The sequence below is a fragment of the Streptomyces canarius genome, assembly GCF_014650735.1.
GTDB classification, from domain to species: Bacteria; Actinomycetota; Actinomycetes; order Streptomycetales; family Streptomycetaceae; genus Streptomyces; species Streptomyces olivaceoviridis.
Genome location: NZ_BMVN01000021.1, coordinates 116,846 through 137,398 on the forward strand (window position 1 = coordinate 116,846; position 20,553 = coordinate 137,398).

At 70.8% G+C, this 20,553-nt stretch carries 23 protein-coding genes, 1 pseudogene and 1 riboswitch; of the genes and pseudogenes, 14 read left to right on the forward strand and 10 right to left on the reverse strand.

What is annotated here, in order from left to right; genetic code table 11:
* The first annotated feature begins 6 nt into the window (after positions 1 to 6).
* From clpS to IE294_RS27165, 8 genes are all read left to right on the forward strand, one after another.
* Positions 7 to 324, forward strand: a complete 318-nt coding sequence (gene clpS / locus IE294_RS27135) for an ATP-dependent Clp protease adapter ClpS (RefSeq protein WP_189890379.1) — start codon at positions 7 to 9, stop codon at positions 322 to 324.
* Positions 325 to 334: 10 nt separating this feature from the next.
* Complete coding sequence (locus tag IE294_RS27140) at positions 335 to 940, forward strand: DUF2017 domain-containing protein (protein ID WP_189890381.1); 606 nt, start codon at positions 335 to 337, stop codon at positions 938 to 940.
* A 331-nt stretch (positions 941 to 1,271) separates the two neighbouring features.
* On the forward strand, positions 1,272 to 2,690 hold the full coding sequence (locus tag IE294_RS27145) for an amino acid permease (protein ID WP_189890383.1): 1,419 nt from the start codon (positions 1,272 to 1,274) through the stop codon (positions 2,688 to 2,690).
* Between the two features lie 165 nt (positions 2,691 to 2,855).
* Complete coding sequence (locus IE294_RS27150) at positions 2,856 to 3,278, forward strand: M67 family metallopeptidase (protein WP_189890385.1); 423 nt, start codon at positions 2,856 to 2,858, stop codon at positions 3,276 to 3,278.
* 79 nt (positions 3,279 to 3,357) lie between these two features.
* The gene (locus IE294_RS49770; protein ID WP_309550412.1) at positions 3,358 to 3,453 is read left to right on the forward strand and encodes a putative leader peptide; all 96 of its coding nucleotides are present in this window, start codon (positions 3,358 to 3,360) and stop codon (positions 3,451 to 3,453) included.
* A gap of 88 nt (positions 3,454 to 3,541) precedes the next feature.
* Positions 3,542 to 3,820 (forward strand): MoaD/ThiS family protein, encoded by a 279-nt coding sequence (locus IE294_RS27155; RefSeq protein WP_014672988.1) that lies wholly within the window; start codon positions 3,542 to 3,544, stop codon positions 3,818 to 3,820.
* 17 nt (positions 3,821 to 3,837) lie between these two features.
* Positions 3,838 to 4,788, forward strand: coding sequence for a PLP-dependent cysteine synthase family protein (locus IE294_RS27160; protein WP_189890386.1), 951 nt, complete (start codon positions 3,838 to 3,840; stop codon positions 4,786 to 4,788).
* A gap of 88 nt (positions 4,789 to 4,876) precedes the next feature.
* The gene (locus tag IE294_RS27165; RefSeq protein ID WP_189890388.1) at positions 4,877 to 5,338 is read left to right on the forward strand and encodes a hypothetical protein; all 462 of its coding nucleotides are present in this window, start codon (positions 4,877 to 4,879) and stop codon (positions 5,336 to 5,338) included.
* A gap of 8 nt (positions 5,339 to 5,346) precedes the next feature.
* Here IE294_RS27165 and IE294_RS27170 read toward each other — a convergent pair whose 3' ends face one another.
* A complete protein-coding gene (locus tag IE294_RS27170) occupies positions 5,347 to 5,805 on the reverse strand; it encodes a type II toxin-antitoxin system PemK/MazF family toxin (RefSeq protein WP_189890390.1) in 459 nt (152 codons plus the stop codon).
* 238 nt (positions 5,806 to 6,043) lie between these two features.
* On the opposite strand from IE294_RS27170, the gene IE294_RS27175 reads away from it, so the two are divergent.
* The gene (locus IE294_RS27175) at positions 6,044 to 6,796 is read left to right on the forward strand and encodes an MBL fold metallo-hydrolase (RefSeq protein ID WP_189890392.1); all 753 of its coding nucleotides are present in this window, start codon (positions 6,044 to 6,046) and stop codon (positions 6,794 to 6,796) included.
* A gap of 74 nt (positions 6,797 to 6,870) precedes the next feature.
* Here IE294_RS27175 and IE294_RS27180 read toward each other — a convergent pair whose 3' ends face one another.
* Positions 6,871 to 8,133, reverse strand: coding sequence for a PTS transporter subunit EIIC (locus tag IE294_RS27180; RefSeq protein WP_189890394.1), 1,263 nt, complete (start codon positions 8,131 to 8,133; stop codon positions 6,871 to 6,873).
* A gap of 156 nt (positions 8,134 to 8,289) precedes the next feature.
* Positions 8,290 to 9,576, reverse strand: a complete 1,287-nt coding sequence (locus tag IE294_RS27185) for a PTS transporter subunit EIIC (RefSeq protein WP_189890396.1) — start codon at positions 9,574 to 9,576, stop codon at positions 8,290 to 8,292.
* A gap of 155 nt (positions 9,577 to 9,731) precedes the next feature.
* On the opposite strand from IE294_RS27185, the gene IE294_RS27190 reads away from it, so the two are divergent.
* The 3 genes from IE294_RS27190 to IE294_RS27200 all read left to right on the forward strand — a co-directional run bounded on the left by IE294_RS27190 (position 9,732) and on the right by IE294_RS27200 (position 11,285).
* A complete protein-coding gene (locus IE294_RS27190) occupies positions 9,732 to 9,965 on the forward strand; it encodes a PTS sugar transporter subunit IIB (RefSeq protein ID WP_014672981.1) in 234 nt (77 codons plus the stop codon).
* A 78-nt stretch (positions 9,966 to 10,043) separates the two neighbouring features.
* Complete coding sequence (gene rph / locus IE294_RS27195) at positions 10,044 to 10,778, forward strand: ribonuclease PH (RefSeq protein ID WP_014672980.1); 735 nt, start codon at positions 10,044 to 10,046, stop codon at positions 10,776 to 10,778.
* 114 nt (positions 10,779 to 10,892) lie between these two features.
* Entirely contained in the window at positions 10,893 to 11,285 is a 393-nt protein-coding gene (locus IE294_RS27200) for a hypothetical protein (protein ID WP_014672979.1), read from the forward strand.
* 21 nt (positions 11,286 to 11,306) lie between these two features.
* On the opposite strand, the pseudogene IE294_RS49775 reads toward IE294_RS27200, so the two are convergent.
* The 4 genes and pseudogenes from IE294_RS49775 to IE294_RS27220 form a co-directional block, all read right to left on the reverse strand.
* Positions 11,307 to 11,987: pseudogene (locus IE294_RS49775) on the reverse strand (DUF1707 SHOCT-like domain-containing protein).
* A gap of 33 nt (positions 11,988 to 12,020) precedes the next feature.
* Positions 12,021 to 13,028 carry an ABC transporter ATP-binding protein gene (locus tag IE294_RS27210; RefSeq protein WP_229917365.1) on the reverse strand — a complete coding sequence of 336 codons (1,008 nt, stop codon included), beginning with the start codon at positions 13,026 to 13,028 and terminating at the stop codon, positions 12,021 to 12,023.
* 10 nt (positions 13,029 to 13,038) lie between these two features.
* Entirely contained in the window at positions 13,039 to 13,902 is an 864-nt protein-coding gene (locus IE294_RS27215; RefSeq protein ID WP_229917359.1) for an ABC transporter permease, read from the reverse strand.
* Positions 13,895 to 14,695, reverse strand: coding sequence for an ABC transporter permease (locus IE294_RS27220; RefSeq protein WP_189813582.1), 801 nt, complete (start codon positions 14,693 to 14,695; stop codon positions 13,895 to 13,897). Before IE294_RS27220 ends, IE294_RS27215 begins: the two co-directional genes overlap by 8 nt.
* Positions 14,696 to 15,811: 1,116 nt before the next feature.
* Here IE294_RS27220 and IE294_RS27225 point away from each other — a divergent pair.
* The gene (locus IE294_RS27225; protein ID WP_189890399.1) at positions 15,812 to 18,634 is read left to right on the forward strand and encodes a transglycosylase domain-containing protein; all 2,823 of its coding nucleotides are present in this window, start codon (positions 15,812 to 15,814) and stop codon (positions 18,632 to 18,634) included.
* 42 nt (positions 18,635 to 18,676) lie between these two features.
* On the opposite strand, the gene IE294_RS27230 is transcribed toward IE294_RS27225, so the two are convergent.
* The 3 genes from IE294_RS27230 to IE294_RS27240 form a co-directional block, all read right to left on the reverse strand.
* The gene (locus IE294_RS27230; RefSeq protein ID WP_014672973.1) at positions 18,677 to 18,997 is read right to left on the reverse strand and encodes a DMT family transporter; all 321 of its coding nucleotides are present in this window, start codon (positions 18,995 to 18,997) and stop codon (positions 18,677 to 18,679) included.
* A gap of 36 nt (positions 18,998 to 19,033) precedes the next feature.
* Positions 19,034 to 19,105: riboswitch (guanidine-III (ykkC-III) riboswitch) on the reverse strand.
* A 77-nt stretch (positions 19,106 to 19,182) separates the two neighbouring features.
* Positions 19,183 to 19,542: a GroES family chaperonin gene (locus tag IE294_RS27235; protein WP_014672972.1), complete on the reverse strand. Its 360-nt coding sequence runs from the start codon at positions 19,540 to 19,542 to the stop codon at positions 19,183 to 19,185.
* A gap of 22 nt (positions 19,543 to 19,564) precedes the next feature.
* Positions 19,565 to 19,894, reverse strand: a complete 330-nt coding sequence (locus IE294_RS27240) for a DUF3618 domain-containing protein (protein WP_058080705.1) — start codon at positions 19,892 to 19,894, stop codon at positions 19,565 to 19,567.
* A gap of 93 nt (positions 19,895 to 19,987) precedes the next feature.
* Here IE294_RS27240 and bcp point away from each other — a divergent pair, with 93 nt between their 5' ends.
* Positions 19,988 to 20,455 (forward strand): thioredoxin-dependent thiol peroxidase, encoded by a 468-nt coding sequence (gene bcp, locus IE294_RS27245; protein WP_189890402.1) that lies wholly within the window; start codon positions 19,988 to 19,990, stop codon positions 20,453 to 20,455.
* The last annotated feature ends 98 nt before the right edge of the window (positions 20,456 to 20,553 follow it).

The window sequence follows — 20,553 nt, forward strand, 5'->3', positions numbered from 1 at the left end:
GGCAGCATGGGCTTTGTGACGTCACCCGCGCCCGTAGAGATCGAACGCACCGAGTCGGCGGAGGAGGTCTTCGCCGTACCCGAGCCCGACGTCCCCTGGGTCACGATCGTCCACAACGACCCGGTCAACCTCATGAGCTATGTGACGTACGTCTTCCAGACGTACTTCGGCTACACCAAGGACAAGGCCACCAAGCTCATGCTCGACGTCCACCACAAGGGCCGGGCGGTCGTCTCCAGCGGGACCCGCGAGGAGATGGAGCGCGACGTGCAGGCGATGCACGGTTACGGTCTGTGGGCCACCCTCCAGCAGGACCGGAAGTAAACGCACCCAGATGCCCGGACACTTCGAACCGCTCCCCGGCGGCGGCGCGGCCGTCGCCCTCGACGACGTCGAGATCTCCATCATCCGGTCGCTGGCCGTCCAGCTCCTGGAGCTCATCGGTCCCGGACCCGGCGCCGACACCCCGGACGACCCGCTCGCCGAGCTGTTCGCGGAGGGGCCGAGCGAGCCGCCCGCCGACCCGGTGCTGCGACGGCTCTTCCCGGACGCCTACAGCGACCCGGAGGAGGCCCCCGCCTCGCCGGCCGAGGCCGAGGAGCGGCGGGCGCACTCCGCCGAGTTCCGCCGCTTCACCGAGAACGACCTGCGCGCCGGCAAGCGGGAGAGCGCCCTCGGGGTGATCCGCAGCCTGGACGCGCTCGCCCCGGTCGACGAGGGCGGGGCGGTGCTCAAGCTGTCCCCGGAGCAGTCCCGGCAGTGGCTCGGTGCCCTCAACGATCTGCGGCTGGCGATCGGTTCCCGGCTGGAGATCACCGACGAGGACGACACCGACCTGCTCTACCGGCTCCCGGACGAGGACCCGCGCAAGCCGATGGTCATGGCGTACCTGTGGCTCGGCGGGCTCCAGGAGACCCTGGTGACGACCTTGATGCCGTAGTTCGTACGGTTTCGCCCCCCTCGGAAGCGTTCGCTCAGGGGACGCTCAAATCCGGATAACGATCCCGTCACCTTCGTGGCCGTTTTTGCCGCATTCAGGCGCTCTTTGTCCGCTTTTACCTGTGTGATGCGCCACACAGGCCCCCTGTGATCAATATTGCGGCCGTGATAAATCTTCACGACCGCCCGGCCGACACCACCCACGTCCGGCCGGGTGCGCCACCGAGCCGACGACCGTCGGCCAGGCAGACAACTCCATCATCCGGGGGGATCGAGACCCGATCCGAGGCCGACGAAAGGCCCGGGTCGGCATGGAGAAAGGCGCACCACACATGACCTCTGAGAAGGTCACCACCGCCCCTGAGGAGGGGTACGAGCGCGGGCTCGGCAGCCGTCAGGTCCAGATGATCGCGATCGGCGGTGCGATCGGCGTCGGGCTCTTCCTGGGAGCCGGGGCGAACATCGCCAAGGCCGGTCCCAGCCTCATTCTGATGTACGCCCTCGCCGGCGTGATCATCTTCTTCATCATGCGGGCCCTGGGCGAACTGCTGCTCTACCGCCCGGTCTCCGGCTCCTTCGCCGAGTACTCCCGGGAGTTCCTCGGCCCGTTCTTCGGCTACTTCACCGGCTGGACGTACTGGCTGATGTGGGTCGTGACCGGCATGGCCGAGCTGACGGCCGCCGCGATCTACGTCCACTACTGGTTCCCCGGCATCCCGCAGTGGGTGACGGCCCTGGTCTTCCTGGTGGTCCTGTTCGTGGCCAACCTGATCTCGGTGAAGCTGTTCGGCGAGATCGAGTTCTGGTTCTCCATGGTCAAGGTCACGGCCCTGATCGGCATGATCGTGATCGGCCTCGGCGTGCTCACCTTCGGCTTCAGCGCCGCGGGCGACACCGCGCACGTGGCGAACCTGTGGCAGTTCGACGGCTTCTTCCCCAAGGGCATCGGCTCGTCGCTGATGACCTTGCAGGGCGTGATGTTCGCCTACCTCGCCGTCGAGCTGGTCGGCGTCACCGCCGGCGAGTCCGAGAACCCGGAGAAGACCCTCCCGAAGGCCATCAACACGCTGCCCTGGCGCATCGCGCTGTTCTACGTCGGTGCCCTCACCGTCATCCTGTGCGTGGTGAAGTGGACCGAGTTCGCGCCGGGCGTCAGCCCCTTCGTGAAGGCGTTCGCCGTCATCGGCATCCCGGCCGGCGCCGGCATCGTCAACTTCGTGGTGCTCACCGCCGCCCTGTCGTCCTGCAACTCCGGCATGTACTCCACCGGCCGCATGCTGCGTACCCTCGCCGACAACGGCGAGGCCCCGCGGGTCTTCTCGAAGCTGTCGACCACCAAGACCCCCGCGCTCGGCATCACCGTCTCGGTGCTGTTCATGGGCATCGGCGTCGTCCTGAACTACGTCGTCCCGGAGAAGGCCTTCGGCTACGTCACCTCCGTCGCCACCGCGGCCGGCATCTGGACCTGGCTGATGATCCTGATCAGCCACGTCCTCTACCGCCGCGCGGTCGACGCGGGCCGGCTGCCCACCAGTTCCTTCCCGGCGCCCGGCGGCGCGGTGTGCTCGTACATCGCCATCGCCTTCCTGCTCTTCGTCACCGGCCTGATCGCCTACGACGCCGACTCCCGCGTCTGCCTGTACGTGATGGCGGTCTGGGCGGTCGCCCTGGGCATCGGCTGGCTGGTCCTGAAGTCCCGGACGCCGTCCATCGCGGACCGCCGCGACCCGGAGTTCGAGAAGGTGGGCTGACCCCCGGAAGACACCGGAAGACACCGGAAGACCCTCCGGAAAGGACGTCCGGCCGTCGGGAGCTCTCGTGGCGCCCCCGGCGACCGCCGCTCAGGACGTCCGGCATGTGGGCCGTCCCGTACCACCCCTCGGTACGGGACGGCCCCTCTGCTTATCCTGACCCCCATGCTGACCATCACCCAGGCGCTCCACGACCAGATCGTCGCCCACGCGCGCGAGGACCACCCCGACGAGGCGTGCGGCGTGGTCGCCGGACCGGTGGGCTCCGGTCGCCCCGAGCGCTTCGTCCCGATGCTCAACGCGGCCCGCTCGCCCACCTTCTACGAGTTCGACTCGCAGGACCTGCTCAAGCTCTACCGCGAGCTGGACGACCGCGACGAGGAGCCGGTGATCATCTACCACTCCCACACCGCGACCGAGGCGTACCCCTCCCGGACCGACATCAGCTACGCCAACGAGCCCGGCGCGCACTACGTCCTGGTGTCCACCGCCGACACCGACGGCGTCGGAGAGTTCCAGTTCCGCTCCTTCCGGATCCTGGAAGGGGAGGTCACCGAGGAGGAGGTCAAGGTCGTCGAGGCGTACTGATCTCAGGACTCGGTCGGATTCCGTCCGAGATGTGGAATCACACTCCGGGACCCGGACCGGGAATCGATACGATGAACCCATGGTTCTGAACGACGTGAGCGAGAAGGCGCCGGGCACGCTGCTCGTGGCGCGGCTGCACGTCGATCTGTGCAGGCTGAACAGCGCCATCTGTTGACGTTCCCCGCCGCCGTACGGCCGTGAGCCGCGGCGCGCCCCGCCGCGTGCCCGCACCTTCCGACACTTCCTGACAGGAGCCCGCAACCATGGCCATCGAGGTCCGCATCCCCACCATCCTCCGCCAGTACACCGACGGTCAGAAGGCGGTGGAGGGCAACGGGAGCACCCTCGCCGAGCTGTTCGCCGACCTGGAGTCGCGGCACGCGGGCATCCAGGCCCGCATCGTGGACGGCGACCAGCTGCGCCGCTTCGTCAACGTGTACCTCAACGACGAGGACGTCCGCTTCCTGGACGGCATCAACACCAAGCTGTCCGACGGCGACAACGTCACGATCCTGCCGGCCGTCGCCGGCGGCATGCGCTGATCGGTCGCTGAGCAGCGATGCGCTACGACTCCCCGCTGGCCGCGGTGGGAGGCACCCCCCTGGTGCGCCTGCCGCGGCTGTCGCCGGCCCCGGACGTGCGGCTCTGGGCCAAGCTGGAGGACCGCAACCCCACCGGCTCGGTCAAGGACCGGCCCGCCCTGCACATGGTCGAGCAGGCGGAGAAGGACGGCCGGCTCACTCCGGGCTGCACGATCCTCGAACCCACCTCCGGCAACACCGGCATCTCCCTCGCCATGGCGGCCAAGCTCAAGGGCTACCGGATGGTGTGCGTGATGCCGGAGAACACCTCGCAGGAGCGCCGGGACCTGCTCGGCATGTGGGGCGCCGAGATCATCTCCTCGCCGGCCGCCGGCGGCTCCAACACCGCCGTGCGCGTGGCCAAGGAACTGGCCGCCGAGCACCCCGACTGGGTGATGCTCTACCAGTACGGCAACCCGGACAACGCGGGCGCCCACTACGCCACGACCGGCCCCGAGATCCTCGCCGACCTGCCCTCGATCACCCACTTCGTGGCGGGCCTCGGCACCACCGGCACCCTCATGGGCGTCGGCCGCTACCTGCGCGAGCACAAGCCGGGCGTCCAGATCGTCGCCGCCGAACCGCGCTACGACGACCTGGTCTACGGCCTGCGCAACCTCGACGAGGGCTTCGTCCCCGAGCTGTACGACGCGTCCGTCCTGACCACCCGGTTCTCGGTCGGCTCGGCCGACGCGGTCACCCGCACCCGTGAACTCCTCCAGCAGGAGGGCATCTTCGCGGGCGTCTCCACCGGCGCCGCCCTGCACGCGGCGATCGGCGTCGGCCGGAAGGCCGTCAAGGCGGGCGAGAGCGCCGACATCGTCTTCATCGTGGCCGACGGCGGCTGGAAGTACCTCTCCACCGGCGTCTACACCGCGGCCACCACGGAAGAGGCCATCGCGACCCTCCAGGGCCAGCTCTGGGCCTAGCCGTGCTGTCCGTCGTCGAAGCGGCGGATCCGCGCGCGCCGGTGGTACGTCACATCCGTACCAGGACTCCGGCAGAAAGGCGGACCCCATGCGCCGTACGACGCTCCTCGCCCCCGCGGCGGCAGCGCTGCTCCTCGCGGGCTGCGGCTCCCAGCAGGACACCGGGAGCAGCGACAAGGTGTCGGCGCCGGCCCGCACGGGCACGCCGTCGCCCACCCGGTCCGCCGGTGACTGCACCGGGCACGTGGAGCTGACGGCCGCCGATCACGGCCGTACCGTCTGCGTGACCGAGGGCGGCGAGGTCCGGCTCACCCTGGACGGCACCAGGGCCCGCCCCTGGCAGCCGGTCGCCGCGAGCGGTACGGGACTGAAGGCCGTCAACGCGGGCTTCGTACTCCAGCCGGGTGACGCCACGGCCGCGTACCAGGCGGTGGCGGCCGGCACGGTGAGGCTCACGTCGTCCCGCCCGCTGTGCGCCGAGCCGACCGCACCGGGCCAGGTCTCCTGCAAGGCCATCGAGGACTGGACGGTCACGGTGCGCGTGAGCTGAGGTGCCCTCTAGCCCGCCAGGTGCCGTACCTGGTCCCACAGGACCGGGTCGACCACGCCCACCCGGCGGCGGAAGCCGTCCACCGGGACCTCGCGCAGCTCGTCGGTCTCCAGGAAGCTGGGCCGCCCCTGGGTGTCGCCGACCGCACCGGGCGGCAGCGGGATCACCCCGCAGCGCTCGTCGTGGTACTTGCTCGTGATCTTCGCGACGGTGGCCCGGCCACCGCGCACGGCCAGCACCAGACAGGGCCGGTCCTTCGCCTCGGCCCGGTCCTCGTAGGGGACCTCCGCCCACCAGATGTCCCCGGGGCAGGGCCGTACGGCGTGTGCCGTCCGCGGGCCCGGCCGGCCCGGGGGCCGCACGCGCCGTCCGCCGGGCCGGTGACCGCGGCCCCAGCCGTCGACGAGCGTGGCGACCAGTGCGAGCAGTACCACCGCCGCGAGCGCCAGCCACCAGGACGTGTCCATACGACGACGTTACCGGCGCGCGCCGGACCTCGCGCGCCCTCTTCCGATCCCGGTGCGCCCCGCGTCCAGCCGAACCGGTGACAGCACAGGTGAGTTCGCCCACAACGGCCCCTGGCGGAGGAGCGACCCGTGCTTTCGCGCCTTACTCTCGACGAACCGCACGACCCCCGACAGCCCCCGCCCCGCAAGGGGTTTACGTCCCGCCCACCGGTTACCCGCCTACGGAGGTTTCTGCTTCATGAAGCTCACCGTCGTCGGCTGCTCGGGGTCGTTCCCGTCCGCGGAATCGGCCTGTTCGAGCTACCTCGTCGAGGCCGACGGCTTCCGGCTGCTCCTCGACATGGGCAACGGCGCCCTCGGCGAGTTGCAGCGCCACTGCGGTCTCTACGACCTCGACGCGATCTTCCTCAGCCATCTGCACGCCGATCACTGCATCGACATGTGCGCGTACTTCGTGGCGCGCTACTACCGCCATGACGGCGGCCGGTGCGATCCCATCCCGGTCTACGGCCCCGAAGGCACCGAGCACCGTCTGACCACGGCCTACGCGGACACCCCCTCCGCCTCCTCGATGAGCGAGGTCTTCGACTTCCACACGGTCAAGCCGTCCACGTTCGAGATCGGCCCGTTCACCGTGCACACCGAGCGGGTCCGCCACCCCGTGGAGGCGTACGGCATCCGGATCGAGCACGGCGGGAAGTCCCTGACGTACTCCGGCGACACCGGCGTCACCGCGGCGCTGGACGAGCTGGCCCGGGACACCGATCTGTTCCTGTGCGAGGCCGCGTTCACGCACGGCAAGGAGAGCATTCCCGACCTGCACCTCAACGGCCGCGAGGCGGGGGAGACGGCGGCCCGCGCGGGCGCGCGGCGGCTCGTCCTCACCCACATCCCGCCGTGGACCGATCCCGAGGTGAACCTGCGGGACGCCCGTGAGGTGTTCACCGGTCCGGTACACCTGGCGGCGCCGCGGCAGACGTACGAGATCTGACAGCACCGTCCGCGCACGACGAGGCCCCCGGAGCATTGGCTCCGGGGGCCTTTGTCATGCCGTGACGGCCGGCCTCACGCCTTGGCGAGGTCCTCGACCTCGTCCTCGGGTTCGCGGCCCGGGGTCTTGAGGTCGAACTTGAGGATGGCGAACCGGAAGGTCACGTAGTAGATCGCGCCGAAGACGAGGCCGACCGGGATGATCAGCCATGGCTTGGTCGCCAGGTGCCAGTTGAGGGCGTAGTCGATCAGGCCGGCGGAGAAGTTGAACCCGGCGTGCGCGCCCAGGCCCCACGTGACGGCCATCGACACGGCGGTGAGCACGGCGTGCAGGACGTACAGCAGCGGCGCGACGAACATGAAGGAGAACTCGATCGGCTCGGTGACGCCGGTGACGAACGAGGTCAGCGCGAGCGAGACCATCATGCCGAGCACGGCCTTGCGGCGCTCGGGACGGGCGCAGTGGGCGATGGCGAGGGCGGCGGCCGGCAGGCCGAACATCATGATCGGGAAGAAACCGGTCTGGAAGAGACCGGCGGACGGGTCACCGGCGAGGAACCGGGTGATGTCGCCGTGCACGATCTCACCCGAGGCGTTCTTGAAGTTGCCGAGCTGGAACCACGCCACGGTGTTGACGAACTGGTGCATGCCGACCGGGATGAGTGCGCGGTTCACGGCGCCGAACAGGGCCGCGCCGCCCGCTCCGAGACCGGTCATCCACTCGCCGAAGTGCGCTATGCCGTTGCCGATCGGCTCCCAGACCAGTCCGAAGAAGACGCCCAGCACGATGCCGACGAAGGCAGTGATGATCGGCACGAGCCGGCGGCCGTTGAAGAAGCCGAGCCAGTCGACGAGCTTGGTGCGGTGGAACCGCTGCCACAGCACGGCCGCGAGCAGACCCATGATGATGCCGCCGAGGACGCCGGGGTCGTTGTACGTCGCCTCGACGATCTTGCCCTTTTCGATGTGCTGCTCGGTCAGCGGGAAGGCCTGGAGGACCTTGCTGTAGACGAGGAAGCCGACCACCGCGGCGAGGGCCGTCGAACCGTCGGACTTCTTGGCGAAGCCGATGGCCACACCGATGCAGAACAACAGCGGAAGGGAGCCGGTGAGCGCGCCGCCCGCGTTGTTGAACACGGCGGCGACCTTGTCCCAGCCCAGGCCGTCCTTGCCGAAGATGTCATCCTGGCCGAGGCGCACCATGATGCCGGCCGCGGGCAGGACAGCGATCGGGAGCTGTAGGCTGCGGCCGACCTTCTGCAAGCCCTGGAACAGGCCTGCTCCCCGCTTCTTCCCCGGCTTCGCCGCCGGGGCCGCCGTCTCGGTGGCGGTGCTCATACTTCCTCCATCGGGCAAGGCGCCGCCCGGGAACCATGGAAGGGGACGGCAGCGTCTCTGGTCTACACCACCTGTGGTGTAGACCTGTTGTAGCACGATGAAGGCGGCGTAAGGAACCCGCGAATCCGCTGTCGTCGGACTACACGCCGTGTGTCCTCATACCCGGGTGACGTCCTCCACCTCGTCCGCCGGCTCCCGCCCCGGCGTCCTCAGGTCGAACCGCGTGATCGCGACGCGGAACACCAGGTAGTACACGGCCGCGAAGCACAGGCCGATCGGGATGATCGCCCACGGTTTCGTCGCCAGGTTCCAGTTGATCACGTAGTCGATCAGGCCCGCCGAGAAGCTGAACCCGTCGTGCACGCCCAGCGCCCAGGTCACCGCCATCGACGCACCGGTCAGCACCGCGTGGACGGCGTACAGACCGGGCGCGATGAAGAGGAACGCGTACTCCAGCGGCTCGGTGATGCCGGTCACGAACGAGGTCAGCGCGACCGACAGCATCAGGCCACCGACCTCCTTGCGGCGTTCCGGCCGCGCGCAGTGCGTGATGGCCAGCGCGGCGGCCGGCAGCGCGAACATCATGATCGGGAAGAAGCCCGAGGTGAACTGTCCGGCGTCGGGGTCGCCCTGGAGGAACATGTTGATGTCGCCGTGCACCACGGTGCCGTCGGGCTTGGTGTAGCTGCCGAACTGGAACCAGATGGGCACGTTCAGGAACTGGTGCAGGCCCACCACCAGCAGCGCCCGGTTCGCGACCCCGAAGACGCCCGCGCCCCAGGAGCCGGCGTCCCGCAGCCACTCGCCGAAGCTCTCCAGGGCGCCGCCGACCGGCGGCCAGACGAACAGGCACACCACGGCGAACAGGATCGCGACGAAGGCCATGATGATCGGCACCAGTCGGCGCCCGTTGAAGAAGCCCAGCCAGTCGACCAGCTTCGTGCGGTGGTAGCGGGCCCAGAAGAAGGCGGCCAGCAGGCCCATGACGATGCCGCCGAAGACACCCGGGTTCTGGTAGGTGTACGCGGACACCGTGCCGTTCGCCGCCTGGCAGCCCGTGGCGACCACCTTCGCGCCCGCCGGGCAGGTCTCCGGGAACTGCCGCAGGACACCGTAGTAGACGAGGAAACCCGCCACCGCGGCGAGCGCCGTCGAACCGTCGGCCTTCTTCGCCATGCCGATCGCGACGCCCACGCAGAACAGCAGCGGCAGCCCCAGCTGGCCGTCCAGCAGCGCGCCGCCCGCCCCGCTCATCACCTTGGACACGTCGGTCCAGCCCAGGCCGTCCGCGCCGAACACGTCCGGCTGCCCCAGCCGGTTCAGGATGCCCGCCGCCGGCAGCACGGCGATGGGCAACTGGAGGCTGCGGCCCATCTTCTGCATGCCCTGGAACAGACGGTGCCGGCGGGCCCCGGCGGGACGCGCCGTACTCTCTGCACTCATGGGTTTGGCGACCTTCCCCACGGTGGTGTAGACCAGTCGACGGACGGTTCCGCTGTCGTGATCGCCATCATCCGGCACGGACGGCAAGACCGCTCGCGAAGATGGGCCAACTGTGGGTTACTGCGACAAAGCGGTTCGGAGCAGGGAGAAGGAACATGGCCAGCAAGGCTGAGAAGATCGTCGCCGGGCTCGGTGGCATCGACAACATCGAGGAGATCGAGGGCTGCATCACCCGGCTGCGCACCGAGGTGTCCGACCCCGCTCTGGTCGACGAGGCCGCCCTGAAGGCCGCCGGCGCCCACGGCGTTGTCAAGATGGGCACGGCCATCCAGGTCGTCATCGGCACCGACGCCGACCCGATCGCCGCGGAGATCGAAGACATGATGTGAGCCGCACCGGTTCACCCCGAAGGGGCTCTTCCCGATGCCGGAGGAGCCCCTTCCCCGTGTGCGGCTAGGCTCGTCGCCATGTCTCGCATCGACGGCCGTACCCCCGAACAGCTCCGTCCCGTCACCATCGAACGCGGATGGAGCAAGCACGCCGAGGGCTCCGTCCTCGTCTCCTTCGGCGACACCAAGGTCTTCTGCACCGCCTCCGTCACCGAGGGCGTCCCGCGCTGGCGCAAGGGCAGCGGCGAGGGCTGGGTCACCGCGGAGTACGCCATGCTGCCCCGCGCCACCAACACCCGCGGCGACCGCGAGTCCGTCAAGGGCAAGATCGGCGGCCGGACCCACGAGATCTCCCGGCTCATCGGCCGCTCCCTGCGCGCCGTCATCGACTACAAGGCGCTCGGCGAGAACACCATCGTCCTCGACTGCGACGTCCTCCAGGCCGACGGCGGCACGCGTACGGCGGCCATCACCGGCGCGTACGTCGCGCTCGCCGACGCCGTCGCCTGGGCCCAGGGCAAGAAGCTGATCAAGGCCGGCCGGCAGCCGCTCACCGGCACCGTGAGCGCCGTCTCCGTGGGCATCGTCGGCGGGGTCCCGCTGCTCGACCTCTGCTACGAGGAGGACGTGCGCGCCGACACCGACATGAACGTCGTCTGCACCGGCGACGGCCGCTTCGTCGAGGTCCAGGGCACCGCCGAGGCCGCGCCGTTCGCCCGCGAGGAACTCGACGCCCTGCTCGACCTCGCCGTCACCGGCTGCCGGGAACTGGCCGTGATCCAGCAGGCGGCACTCGCGGCCACGCGCGCGTAAAGAAGTCCCCAAGGCCGCGGGGCAACCCGGCGGACCCCAGTGACGTCCCTGTGGGTACGGGCGCACGCTCACCAGCGTGCGCCCGGCCAGCCGTACCAGGGGAGGGACACCACCATGGCCGCCAGTCGACGCCGACTCACCGTTGTCGCCGCCGTAGCGACCGCCGCGCTCGCCGCCGGCCTCACGACCGGCTGCGACGCCGTGGACAAGGCGCTGGACTGCGTGCAGACCGCCGACGCCATCGCCGACAACGTCACCGATCTCCAGCAGGCCGTGGAGAACGCGGCGAACGACCCCTCCCAGGCCGACGAGTCCCTCGACTCCATCGAGAAGAGTCTGCGGAAGATCGGCGACAAGACGGACAACACCGACGTGAACAAGGCCGTGGACGACCTGGAGAAGGCGGTCGGCAACGTGCGCACGGCCATCAGGAACGGGGACGAGACGCCGGACGTCAGCCCGGTGACGGACGCGGCGGGGGAGCTGACCAAGGTCTGCACGTCGTAGGGGGTGCCGGCAGGGGCGCGCTCAGCGCGGCTTCTTCAGGCGTTCGCGTTCCCCACGCGGCAGTTCGCGCTCCACGCCCACGCCGCCCCAGAACGCGACACCACCGATGACCACGCGGGGGGCGCCCGGCTCCGGCGGGCCGTCGTCCCCCGGGTGTTCGAAGGCGCCCATCACGCCGATGCCGCCTACGGCGACCTCGACGCCGGGCGTTCGAAGGCGCCCATCACGCCGATGCCGCCTACGGCGACCTCGACGCCGGGCGGCACGATCACCCGGACCCCCCGCCCATGAACACCACGCACTGGATCTCGACCTGCCGACGGCGAAGTCCGCCTCGCACAGGTCGAGTTCGCCGCCGCCCTGAAGGTGAAACAGGCGAACCGCCTCGGCACCGTCCAGCGGCCCCCGCGCTCGAACCACGAGAGGATCGCCGCCGCGCCCGTCGAGGAGCCCTCGGTTCCGGTGATCCGGCCCGCCCGGCCACCGTCCACCACCGGGGACTTGACGAAGGAGACGGCAAGGGCCGGTGCCACGGCGCCGGCCACCGGAAGGCCGCGCGTCAGCGGCGCCGGCTCGCCTACGTCCGCGCCTTGTGGGCCGCCTCCAGCCGCTCGTCGAACTCCCCCCTGTCGAGGCGGCCCTCGGCCAGGGCGTCCCGCGGGACCTCGGCGACCCGGTCACGATCGGCGTCGACGCACGCAGGTCCGGGACGGCGTCGTCGCTCGTGCCGGCGGCCTACGAGACCGCCCTCTCGGCGTACATCCTGGCGATGACGGCCTCGATGTCCGGCTCCCGCACCGACAGGTCCACCAGCGGGTACCGGGCGGCCAGATGCGCCACGACCGGCGCCGCCGACTGCCCCGCCGGGAACGCCAGCCACTGCCTGGGACCCTCCACCCGCACCACCCGGGCCGACGGCACCTGAACCGGCGGCAGCTCCCGCTCCAGGTCCACCACCAGCGTCCGCTCGCTCTCGCCGGCCTCGTGCAGCCCCGCGAGCGGACCGTCGTACACCAGTCGCCCGTGGTCGATCACCATCACCCGGGAGCACAACTGCTCGATGTCCTGGAGGTCGTGCGTGGTGAGCAGCACCGTCGTGCCGCGCTCGGCGTTCACCTCCCGCAGGAACTCCCGCACCTTGGCCTTCGATACGACGTCCAGGCCGATCGTCGGCTCGTCCAGGTACAGCACGTCCGGGTCGTGCAGCAGCGCCGCCGCGATGTCGCCGCGCATCCGCTGGCCAAGGGAGAGCTGCCGCACCGGTACGTCCAACAGGGCGCCCAGGTCCAGCAGTTCCACCAGCCGGTCCAGGTTCTCGCGGTAACGGGCGTCCGGGATGCGGTACATGCGGTGCGCCAGCCGGTAGGAGTCGATCAGCGGCAGGTCCCACCAGAGCGTGGTCCGCTGACCGAACACCACCCCGATCCGGTGCGCGAGCCGCGACCGCTCCCGCGCCGGATCGATGCCCGCCACCCGCAGCCGCCCGGCACTCGGCGTCAGGATCCCGGTCAGCATCTTGATCGTCGTCGACTTCCCGGCGCCGTTCGGCCCGATGTACCCGACCATCTCGCCGCGCCCCACGGTGAACGACAGCGCGTCCACCGCCCGCACCTCGCGCCGCTCACGCCGCAGGAACCCGGTCTTCCGGCGCACCTCGAAGACCTTCTCGACCCCCTCCAGCGCGATGAAGCCGTCCCCCGCGACGAAGTCGCTCCCCACGGTGCCGTCGTCCCCTGCGATCACGTCACTCACGCTAGCTCCCAGTGCTGCGGTACGAACGAAGTCCCGCCCGCCAGGCCAGCCCCGCGAGCGCGCCACAGGCGACTGCCACCAGCGGAGGCGTGAACGCGGTCCACTCCGGCAGGCCCAGCGGATACGGCCGCCCCAGCACATAGGTCGCGGGCAGCCAGTTGACGAAGGCCAGCGGCAGCACGAAGGTCACCCCGCGCACCAGCTCCTTCGCGAACACGGTCGGCGGGTACTGGAGCAGCGTCGTACCGCCGTAGGTGAAGGCGTTCTGCACCTCCGAGGCGTCCTGCGCCACGAACTGGAACGCCGCGCCCGCCACGAACACCGCGCAGAAGATGCCGCAGCCGCTCACCACCATCACCGGCATCAGCAGCAGCCTGTCCGCCGTCCAGTGGATGTCCACCCGGGTCAGCGACCAGCCCAGCACCAGCGCCCCCTGCGTCACCCGGCCCAGCCGCCTGAGCGCGAACCGGTCGGCCGCCACCTGCGCGAGCACCGGCGCCGGCCGCACCAGCAGGGTGTCCAGCGTGCCGTCCCGGACCCGCCGGCCCAGCCGGTCCATCGACCCGATCACCAGGTCCGCCAGCCCGAAGGAGGTCGCGGACAGGCCGTACAGGAACGCCACTTCGGGCAGCGGGTAGCCGCCCAGGGCGTCCACCCGGGAGAACATCAGCATGATCGCGACGAAGTCGAGGAAGGTCGCCGCGAAGTTCCCGAACGTGGTCATGGCGAAGGACGCGCGGTAGGCCATCGTGGAGCGCACCCACATCCCCGCGATCAGCCGGTACGCCCGCACGCCCTCGGCCAGCCGGCGGGCCGGGCCGGGGACCTGGCGGGGGGCCTGGCGGGGCGCATGGCTCTCAGCCACCCTGCACCACCACCCGGCGCGTCGCCGCCGACTGCACCAGCCGCCCGGCCCCCAGCAGCGCCACCGCCCACGCGGCCTGGAAGAGATAGGTGGGCAGCGGATCCGCGTGCCCCAGCAGGATGTCCGCCGGCGCTTGCAGCAGGGACGACCACGGCAGGACCCGTACGACGTCACCCAGCGCGCCCGGGAACACGTTCAGCGGCAGCAGCATGCCCGAGCAGAAGAAGCCCAGCAGCCACGCCATCTGCGCCACACCGGCGCCGTCCAGCAGCCAGAACGCGCTCAGCGCCACCAGGTAGCGGATGCCGAAGCCGACCAGCATGGCGAGGACGACGGCGGCCAGGAACGCCACCCAGGTGCCGGCGTCCGCCGGCAGGTACACCGGGAAGCACAGCGCGCCGAACACGAACGGGACCAGGCCCCGGCCCAGCAACTGGAAGAACGCCCGGCCGAGGTCCGCCGCCAGCCACCACAGCTGGAGATCGGCGGGCCGGTACAGGTCGATCGCCACGTCTCCCGTACGGATGCGTTCCATCAACTCGTCCTCGACGCCGCCGCCCCCGATCGCGAGGGTCGACAAGAACGCCTGCCCCAGCCAGACGTACGTCACGGCCTGTGCCTGGTCGTACCCGCCGAGATGCGGCTTCTCGTCCCACAGGGCGCGGTACGTGTAGACGAGGATGAGCCCGAAGACGGTGTTCGTGAACACCCCTGCCGCAGTGGCGGCCCGGTAGGTCGCGTACCGTCTGAATCCCCCTGTCGCCACGGCCGCGTACAACCGTCCCGCGCCCACGTCAGTCGACCTCCTCGGACCGCTCGACACCGAAGCGCAGGAGCCTAGTCCGGAGGCCCGGCGGCCGGCCACGCGATTTCCGGTCGGAAGCGTGCCGGAATCCGGGAACGGAACGCCAGGTGCGAGAGTCTTCAAACAGGGGGAGCGCAGAAGCGTACGAGGCGTACGGGAACGTACGACGCGAAACAGGAGTCCGTGCACGACATGAGCGACGAGCCGCAGCCGCAGCAGCGGAACGAAGGCGTGGCACCGAAAAAGCCGCTGCCGGCTGAAGGGCCCGGAAACCCGGGACGCCGCGACCCGAGCAGCACACCACCGGATCCCACGGGGGGCACGAGAAGCGACACCGACGCAGGCTCCGGGGGGCCCGGGGGCCGAGAGGGTGGCGAGAGTGCCGGGGGTTCCGGGGGCCGCGACGGTGGTCAGCGTGCCGAGGGTGCCGAGGGCGCCGGCCGGCCCGGGAGCGCGGGCAAGCCGCAGCGCGGCGAGCGGGGGGCCGACGGCACCCGTGGCGCCGGTGCGGGAGGCCCGGCGGCAGCCGAGCGTGGCGCGGGCCGGACGGCCGGGACCGGCAACGGCCCGGCGGGCTCCCCGTCCCGGTCCGGCTCCGGTACGCCGGGTTCGGCGTCCCGGAACCGCTCCGGCATGACGGGCGGCGCGTCCTCGCAGGACGGCTCCCGCCCCGCGGATGCGCCCGAACAGGACCGGGACCGGACGGCTTCCATCGCCCGCGCCCGCCAGGCGGCCCGCGCCCGCACGGAACAGACGGGTGCCGCGGGGGCCGGCGGAACCGCGGCCCGCGGCGGCGCTCAGGAGCCCGGCCGCGGCCCGGGGTCCGGGAACGCCCCGGCAACCGGTCGCGGTTCGGTGCCCGGCCGGCGCGCGGAGTCCGGTGGGGCATCGGGGTCCGGCGACGGACCCGTGTCCGGCGGGGCCGCGGCTGACGGTGTGGGTTCGGCTGCCGGTGGTGCCGGTGGTGCCGGTGGTGCCGCGCGTGACTCCGCCGCCGGGGGTGGCTCGCGTGCCGGTGGCTCCGGTAGTGGTAAGGGCACCGGCGGCGGGAAGCCGGGCGCTCCGCTCGGGTCCGGGCAGGAGCCGCCGGCCGAGAGCACCCAGGTGCTCCGCCGTGTCACCCCGCCCCGCGGACCGAAGTCCGGTGCCCGGCAGGAGGCCGACGCCGCCCCGGCGCCCGAGACCACACAGGTGCTCCGGCGGGTCAACGCACCCCGCTCCGGTGAGCCGGACACCACCGCCCGTCCCACCGTCCCCCGCCCCGCCGGGGAGGACCGCGCCGCCCAGACCTCCGGCGCCGGCCCGGCCGGTGCCGCCGCTCCCTCCTCCCCGGCCGCCGCGCGGGCCGCCCGCGCCGCCCGCGCGGCCGGCACCGCCGCGGCGGGAGCCGGTGCCGGTGCGGGAGCCGGTGCTCAGGCCGCCAAGGCCGCCGCCGGGCCAGCGACCGGTGCGGCAGCCGCCTCAGCCGCCTCAGCCGTCGGCGCCGGCACCACCACTCACAACGCTTCCGAAGCCTCCACCACCGCCCTCCCCGCCACCGACGGTCAGAGTGCCGGAGGCAACGGCAACGGCAAGGGCAAGGGCAAGAAGAACAAGCGGCCCAAGCGGACCGGCTGGCGGCGGATCATCCCGACCTGGCGGATGGTGCTCGGTACCTTCTTCGTCGGCGTGCTGCTGCTCGTCGGCCTGTTCTTCGTCGGCTACTCCCTGGTGAAGATCCCCCCGGCCAACGCCTTCGCGACCAAGCAGAGCAACGTCTACCTGTACGCCGACGGTTCACAGCTCGCCCGCGACGGCGAGGTCAACCGCGAGAACGTCAGCCTCGCCCAGGTCTCCAAGGACGCCCAGCACGCCGTACTGGCCGCCGAGGACCGGGACTTCTACACCGAGTCCGCCGTCGACCCCAAGGCGATGCTCCGCGCCGGCTGGAACACCGCCACCGGCAAGGGCAAGCAGTCCGGCTCGACGATCACCCAGCAGTACGTGAAGAACTACTACCTGGCCCAGGAACAGACGGTCACCCGCAAGGCCAAGGAGTTCTTCATCGCGATCAAGCTCGACCGGAACAAGTCCAAGGACGAGATCCTGGAGGGCTACCTCAACACCAGCTACTTCGGCCGCAACGCCTACGGCATCCAGGCCGCCTCCCAGGCCTACTACGGCCGCGACGCCTCCGACCTCGACCCGGCCCGCGCCGCCTACCTCGCCGCGCTCGTCAACGCGCCCAGCGAGTACGACGTCGTCGCCCACCCGGAGAACCGCAAGGCGGCCGTCGCCCGCTGGAACTACGTCCTGGACGGCATGGTCACCAAGGGCTGGCTCAGCGAGTCCAAGCGCGCCGGCATGAAGTTCCCGATGCCGAAGGAGCAGACGATCTCCACCGGCATGTCCGGCCAGCGCGGCTACCTCGTGGAGGCGGTCAAGCAGTACCTCACCTCGAACAACATCATCGACTCCGACCACCTCACGGCCGGCGGCTACCGCATCACCACCACCATCCAGAAGGACCGGCAGGACGCCTTCGTCAAGGCGGTCGACGACCAGCTCATGTCCAAGCTGGACAAGAAGAACCGCAAGGCGGACACCTACGTCCGGGCCGGCGGAGCCTCCGTCGACCCCAAGACCGGCAAGGTCGTCGCGATGTACGGCGGCATCGACTACGTGAAGCAGTACACCAACGGCGCCACCCGCGGTGACTTCCAGGTCGGCTCGACGTTCAAGCCGTTCGTGTTCACCTCCGCCGTGGAGAACGGGTCCACCACCCAGGACGGCCGCGCCATCACCCCGAACACGGTCTACGACGGCACCAACCAGCGCCCGGTCCAGGGCTGGAACGGCGGCGCCTACGCCCCCGAGAACGAGGACCAGAAGTCGTACGGCCCCATCACCGTCCGCAAGGCCACCGACCTGTCGGTGAACGCGGTGTACGCGCAGATGGCCGTCGACGTCACCCCCGCCAAGGTCAAGCAGACCGCGGTCGACCTGGGCGTCCCCTCCGACACCCCGGACCTCCAGCCGTACCCGTCCATCGCCCTCGGCACCGCCACCGCCAGCGTCCTGGACATGGCGGAGGCCTACGCCACGCTCGCCAACCACGGCAAGCACGGCACGTACACCCTGGTCGAGAAGATCACCAAGGACGGCACCGACGAGGTCAAGCTGCCCGAGCAGCCGGTCAAGCAGGCCGTCAGCCGGGAGGCCGCCGACACCACGACCTCGGTCCTCCAGAGCGTGGTCGAGAACGGCACCGCCACGGCCGCCCAGGCCGCGGGCCGTCCGGCGGCCGGCAAGACCGGCACCGCCGAGAGCGACACCGCCGCCTGGTTCGCCGGCTACACCCCCGACCTGGCCACGGTGGTCTCCGTCATGGGCCAGGACCCGGTGACCGCCAAGCACCAGCCGCTGTACGGGGCGCTCGGCCAGATGCGCATGAACGGTGGCGGCCCGCCCACCCAGATCTGGGCGCAGTACACGCGCGACGCGTTGCAGGGCAAGCCGGCGAGCGAGTTCGACCTGGAGCTCCAGCGGGGCGCCGACCAGGTCCAGGAGCCGCCCGCCACCAGCACCGCCCAGCCCGGCACCGACGGCGGCCGGAACGACGGCGGCGCCACCGCCACGCCGACCACCGGCGGCGCGACCACCACCCCGACGGGCGGCGGCACCACGGGCGGCGGCACCCCGACGGACGGCGGCACCGGCACCACGGGCGGCACCCCGACCGACGGCGGCACGGCCACGGACGGGGGCGCCACCACCACCGGCGGCGACACGACCGGCGGAGGGCCGACCACCGGCGGCGGGACCACGGACGGCGGCGGCACGGCCGACGGGGGCCCCACCACCGGCGGCGGGACCACCGGTGGCGGCACACCCGGCGGCGGCACCACAGGCACGGACACGGGCGCCGGAGGATTTCCCGGCACCTGACACCACGCCTGACGCCACCGCTGACGCCGCGCCCCCGACGCCTCAGTGACCGCTGGTCGCCTTCAGCCCCACCACGGCGACCAGCAGCAGGCATACGAAGAAGATCCGGGCGGCGGTGACTGGCTCACCCAGCACCACCATGCCGAGCACCGCCGCACCGGCCGCGCCGATGCCCACCCACACGCCGTAGGCCGTACCGATGGGCAGGGACTTCGCGGCGTACGACAGCAGGACCATGCTCGCGACGATGCCGGCGCCGGTGAACAGACTCGGGAGGGGCCGGGTGAACCCCTCGCTGTACTTCATCCCGATCGACCAGCCCACTTCCAGCAGACCGGCGACGACGAGCAGGACCCAGGCCATGACAGGCACCTCCGAGACACGGTGACTCTTCTTCGGGGTGCGTCGTCTTTGCCTTCGCCCGGTACGGCGCGTCTCGTCGGGCTCCTTCCGAACTTAGCAAAAGCACGGCAAAGAGGGCCGGTGACGATGGTCACCGGCCCTCTCGCTCTTCGTTCCTACAGGTTCCTGTAGGTACCTACAGGAACCTACAGGTACAGCCCCGTGGAGTCCTCCGACCCCTCGAACCGGTCCGCGGCGACGGCGTGCAGGTCACGCTCGCGCATGAGGACGTACGCCACGCCCCGCACCTCGACCTCCGCCCGGTCCTCCGGGTCGAACAGGACACGGTCTCCGGGCTCCACCGTCCGTACGTTCTGACCGACGGCGACGACCTCGGCCCAGGCCAGCCGCCGGCCGACCGCCGCGGTGGCGGGAATCAGAATGCCGCCCCCCGACCGCCGCTCGCCCTCACCGGTCTCCTGCCGCACGAGAACCCGGTCGTGCAGCATCCGGATGGGCAGCTTGTCGTGGTGGGGAGTGCTGTGCTCGTTTCTGTTGGCGCTCACGGCTCGAACCTACCTGTCCTGGTCAGTCCCTGCGCCGCCGGGCCCCGAGGGCGAGCAGCCCCACGACCCCCACGACGACGAGCGCGACGGGCACCACCCGTTCCAGGCGCGGTGCCCCCTGATCGTTCACGAGCTGTGCCCGTACCTCGCTCACGACACGGTTGACCTGCACGTACGCCCGTCCGACCGTATGGTCGACATGGGCGATGGCCTTGGCCTTCGCATCGCCGACGATGGTCTTCGGATGCACCCGCACCCCGATCTCGTCGAGCGTCTCGGCCAGCACTTCTCGGCGGCGCTTGATGTCCGCCTCGATCTGCGCCGGGGTTCTGGTGTCCGACGTGTCCGCCACCGTACGGCCTCCGAAATCTGCTGATGCTGTTCCGAACAGTTTGTCAGCTCCGGGCCGCGCCGCACCGCAAGGCCCCCCGGTTAGGCTGGCCCGATGAGCGAGCGACTCCAGCCGGGGGACGTGGCCCCCGCCTTCACCCTCCCCGACGCCGACGGCACCGAGGTGTCCCTCTCGGACCACAAGGGCCGCAAGGTCATCGTCTACTTCTACCCGGCCGCCCTGACCCCCGGCTGCACCAAGCAGGCCTGCGACTTCACGGACAACCTGGAGCTGCTGGCCGGCGCCGGCTACGACGTCATCGGGATCTCCCCCGACAGCCCGGAGAAGCTGGCGAAGTTCCGCGACAAGGAGTCCCTGCGGATCACCCTCCTCGCCGACCCGGACAAGAAGGTCACCGAGGCTTACGGCGCCTACGGCGAGAAGAAGAACTACGGCAAGACGTACCTGGGCGTCATCCGCTCCACGATCGTCGTGGACGAGGAGGGCAAGGTCGAACGGGCCCTGTACAACGTCCGCGCCACCGGCCACGTGGCAAAGATCATCAAGGACCTGGGCATCTGACCCGCCCACCACACGAACGGCCCGCCCCGGAAGCCCCCGGCGCGGGCCGTTTTCCGTGATCCCGGACGTGACTGTCCGATAGTCGGTTCGTTACTCCG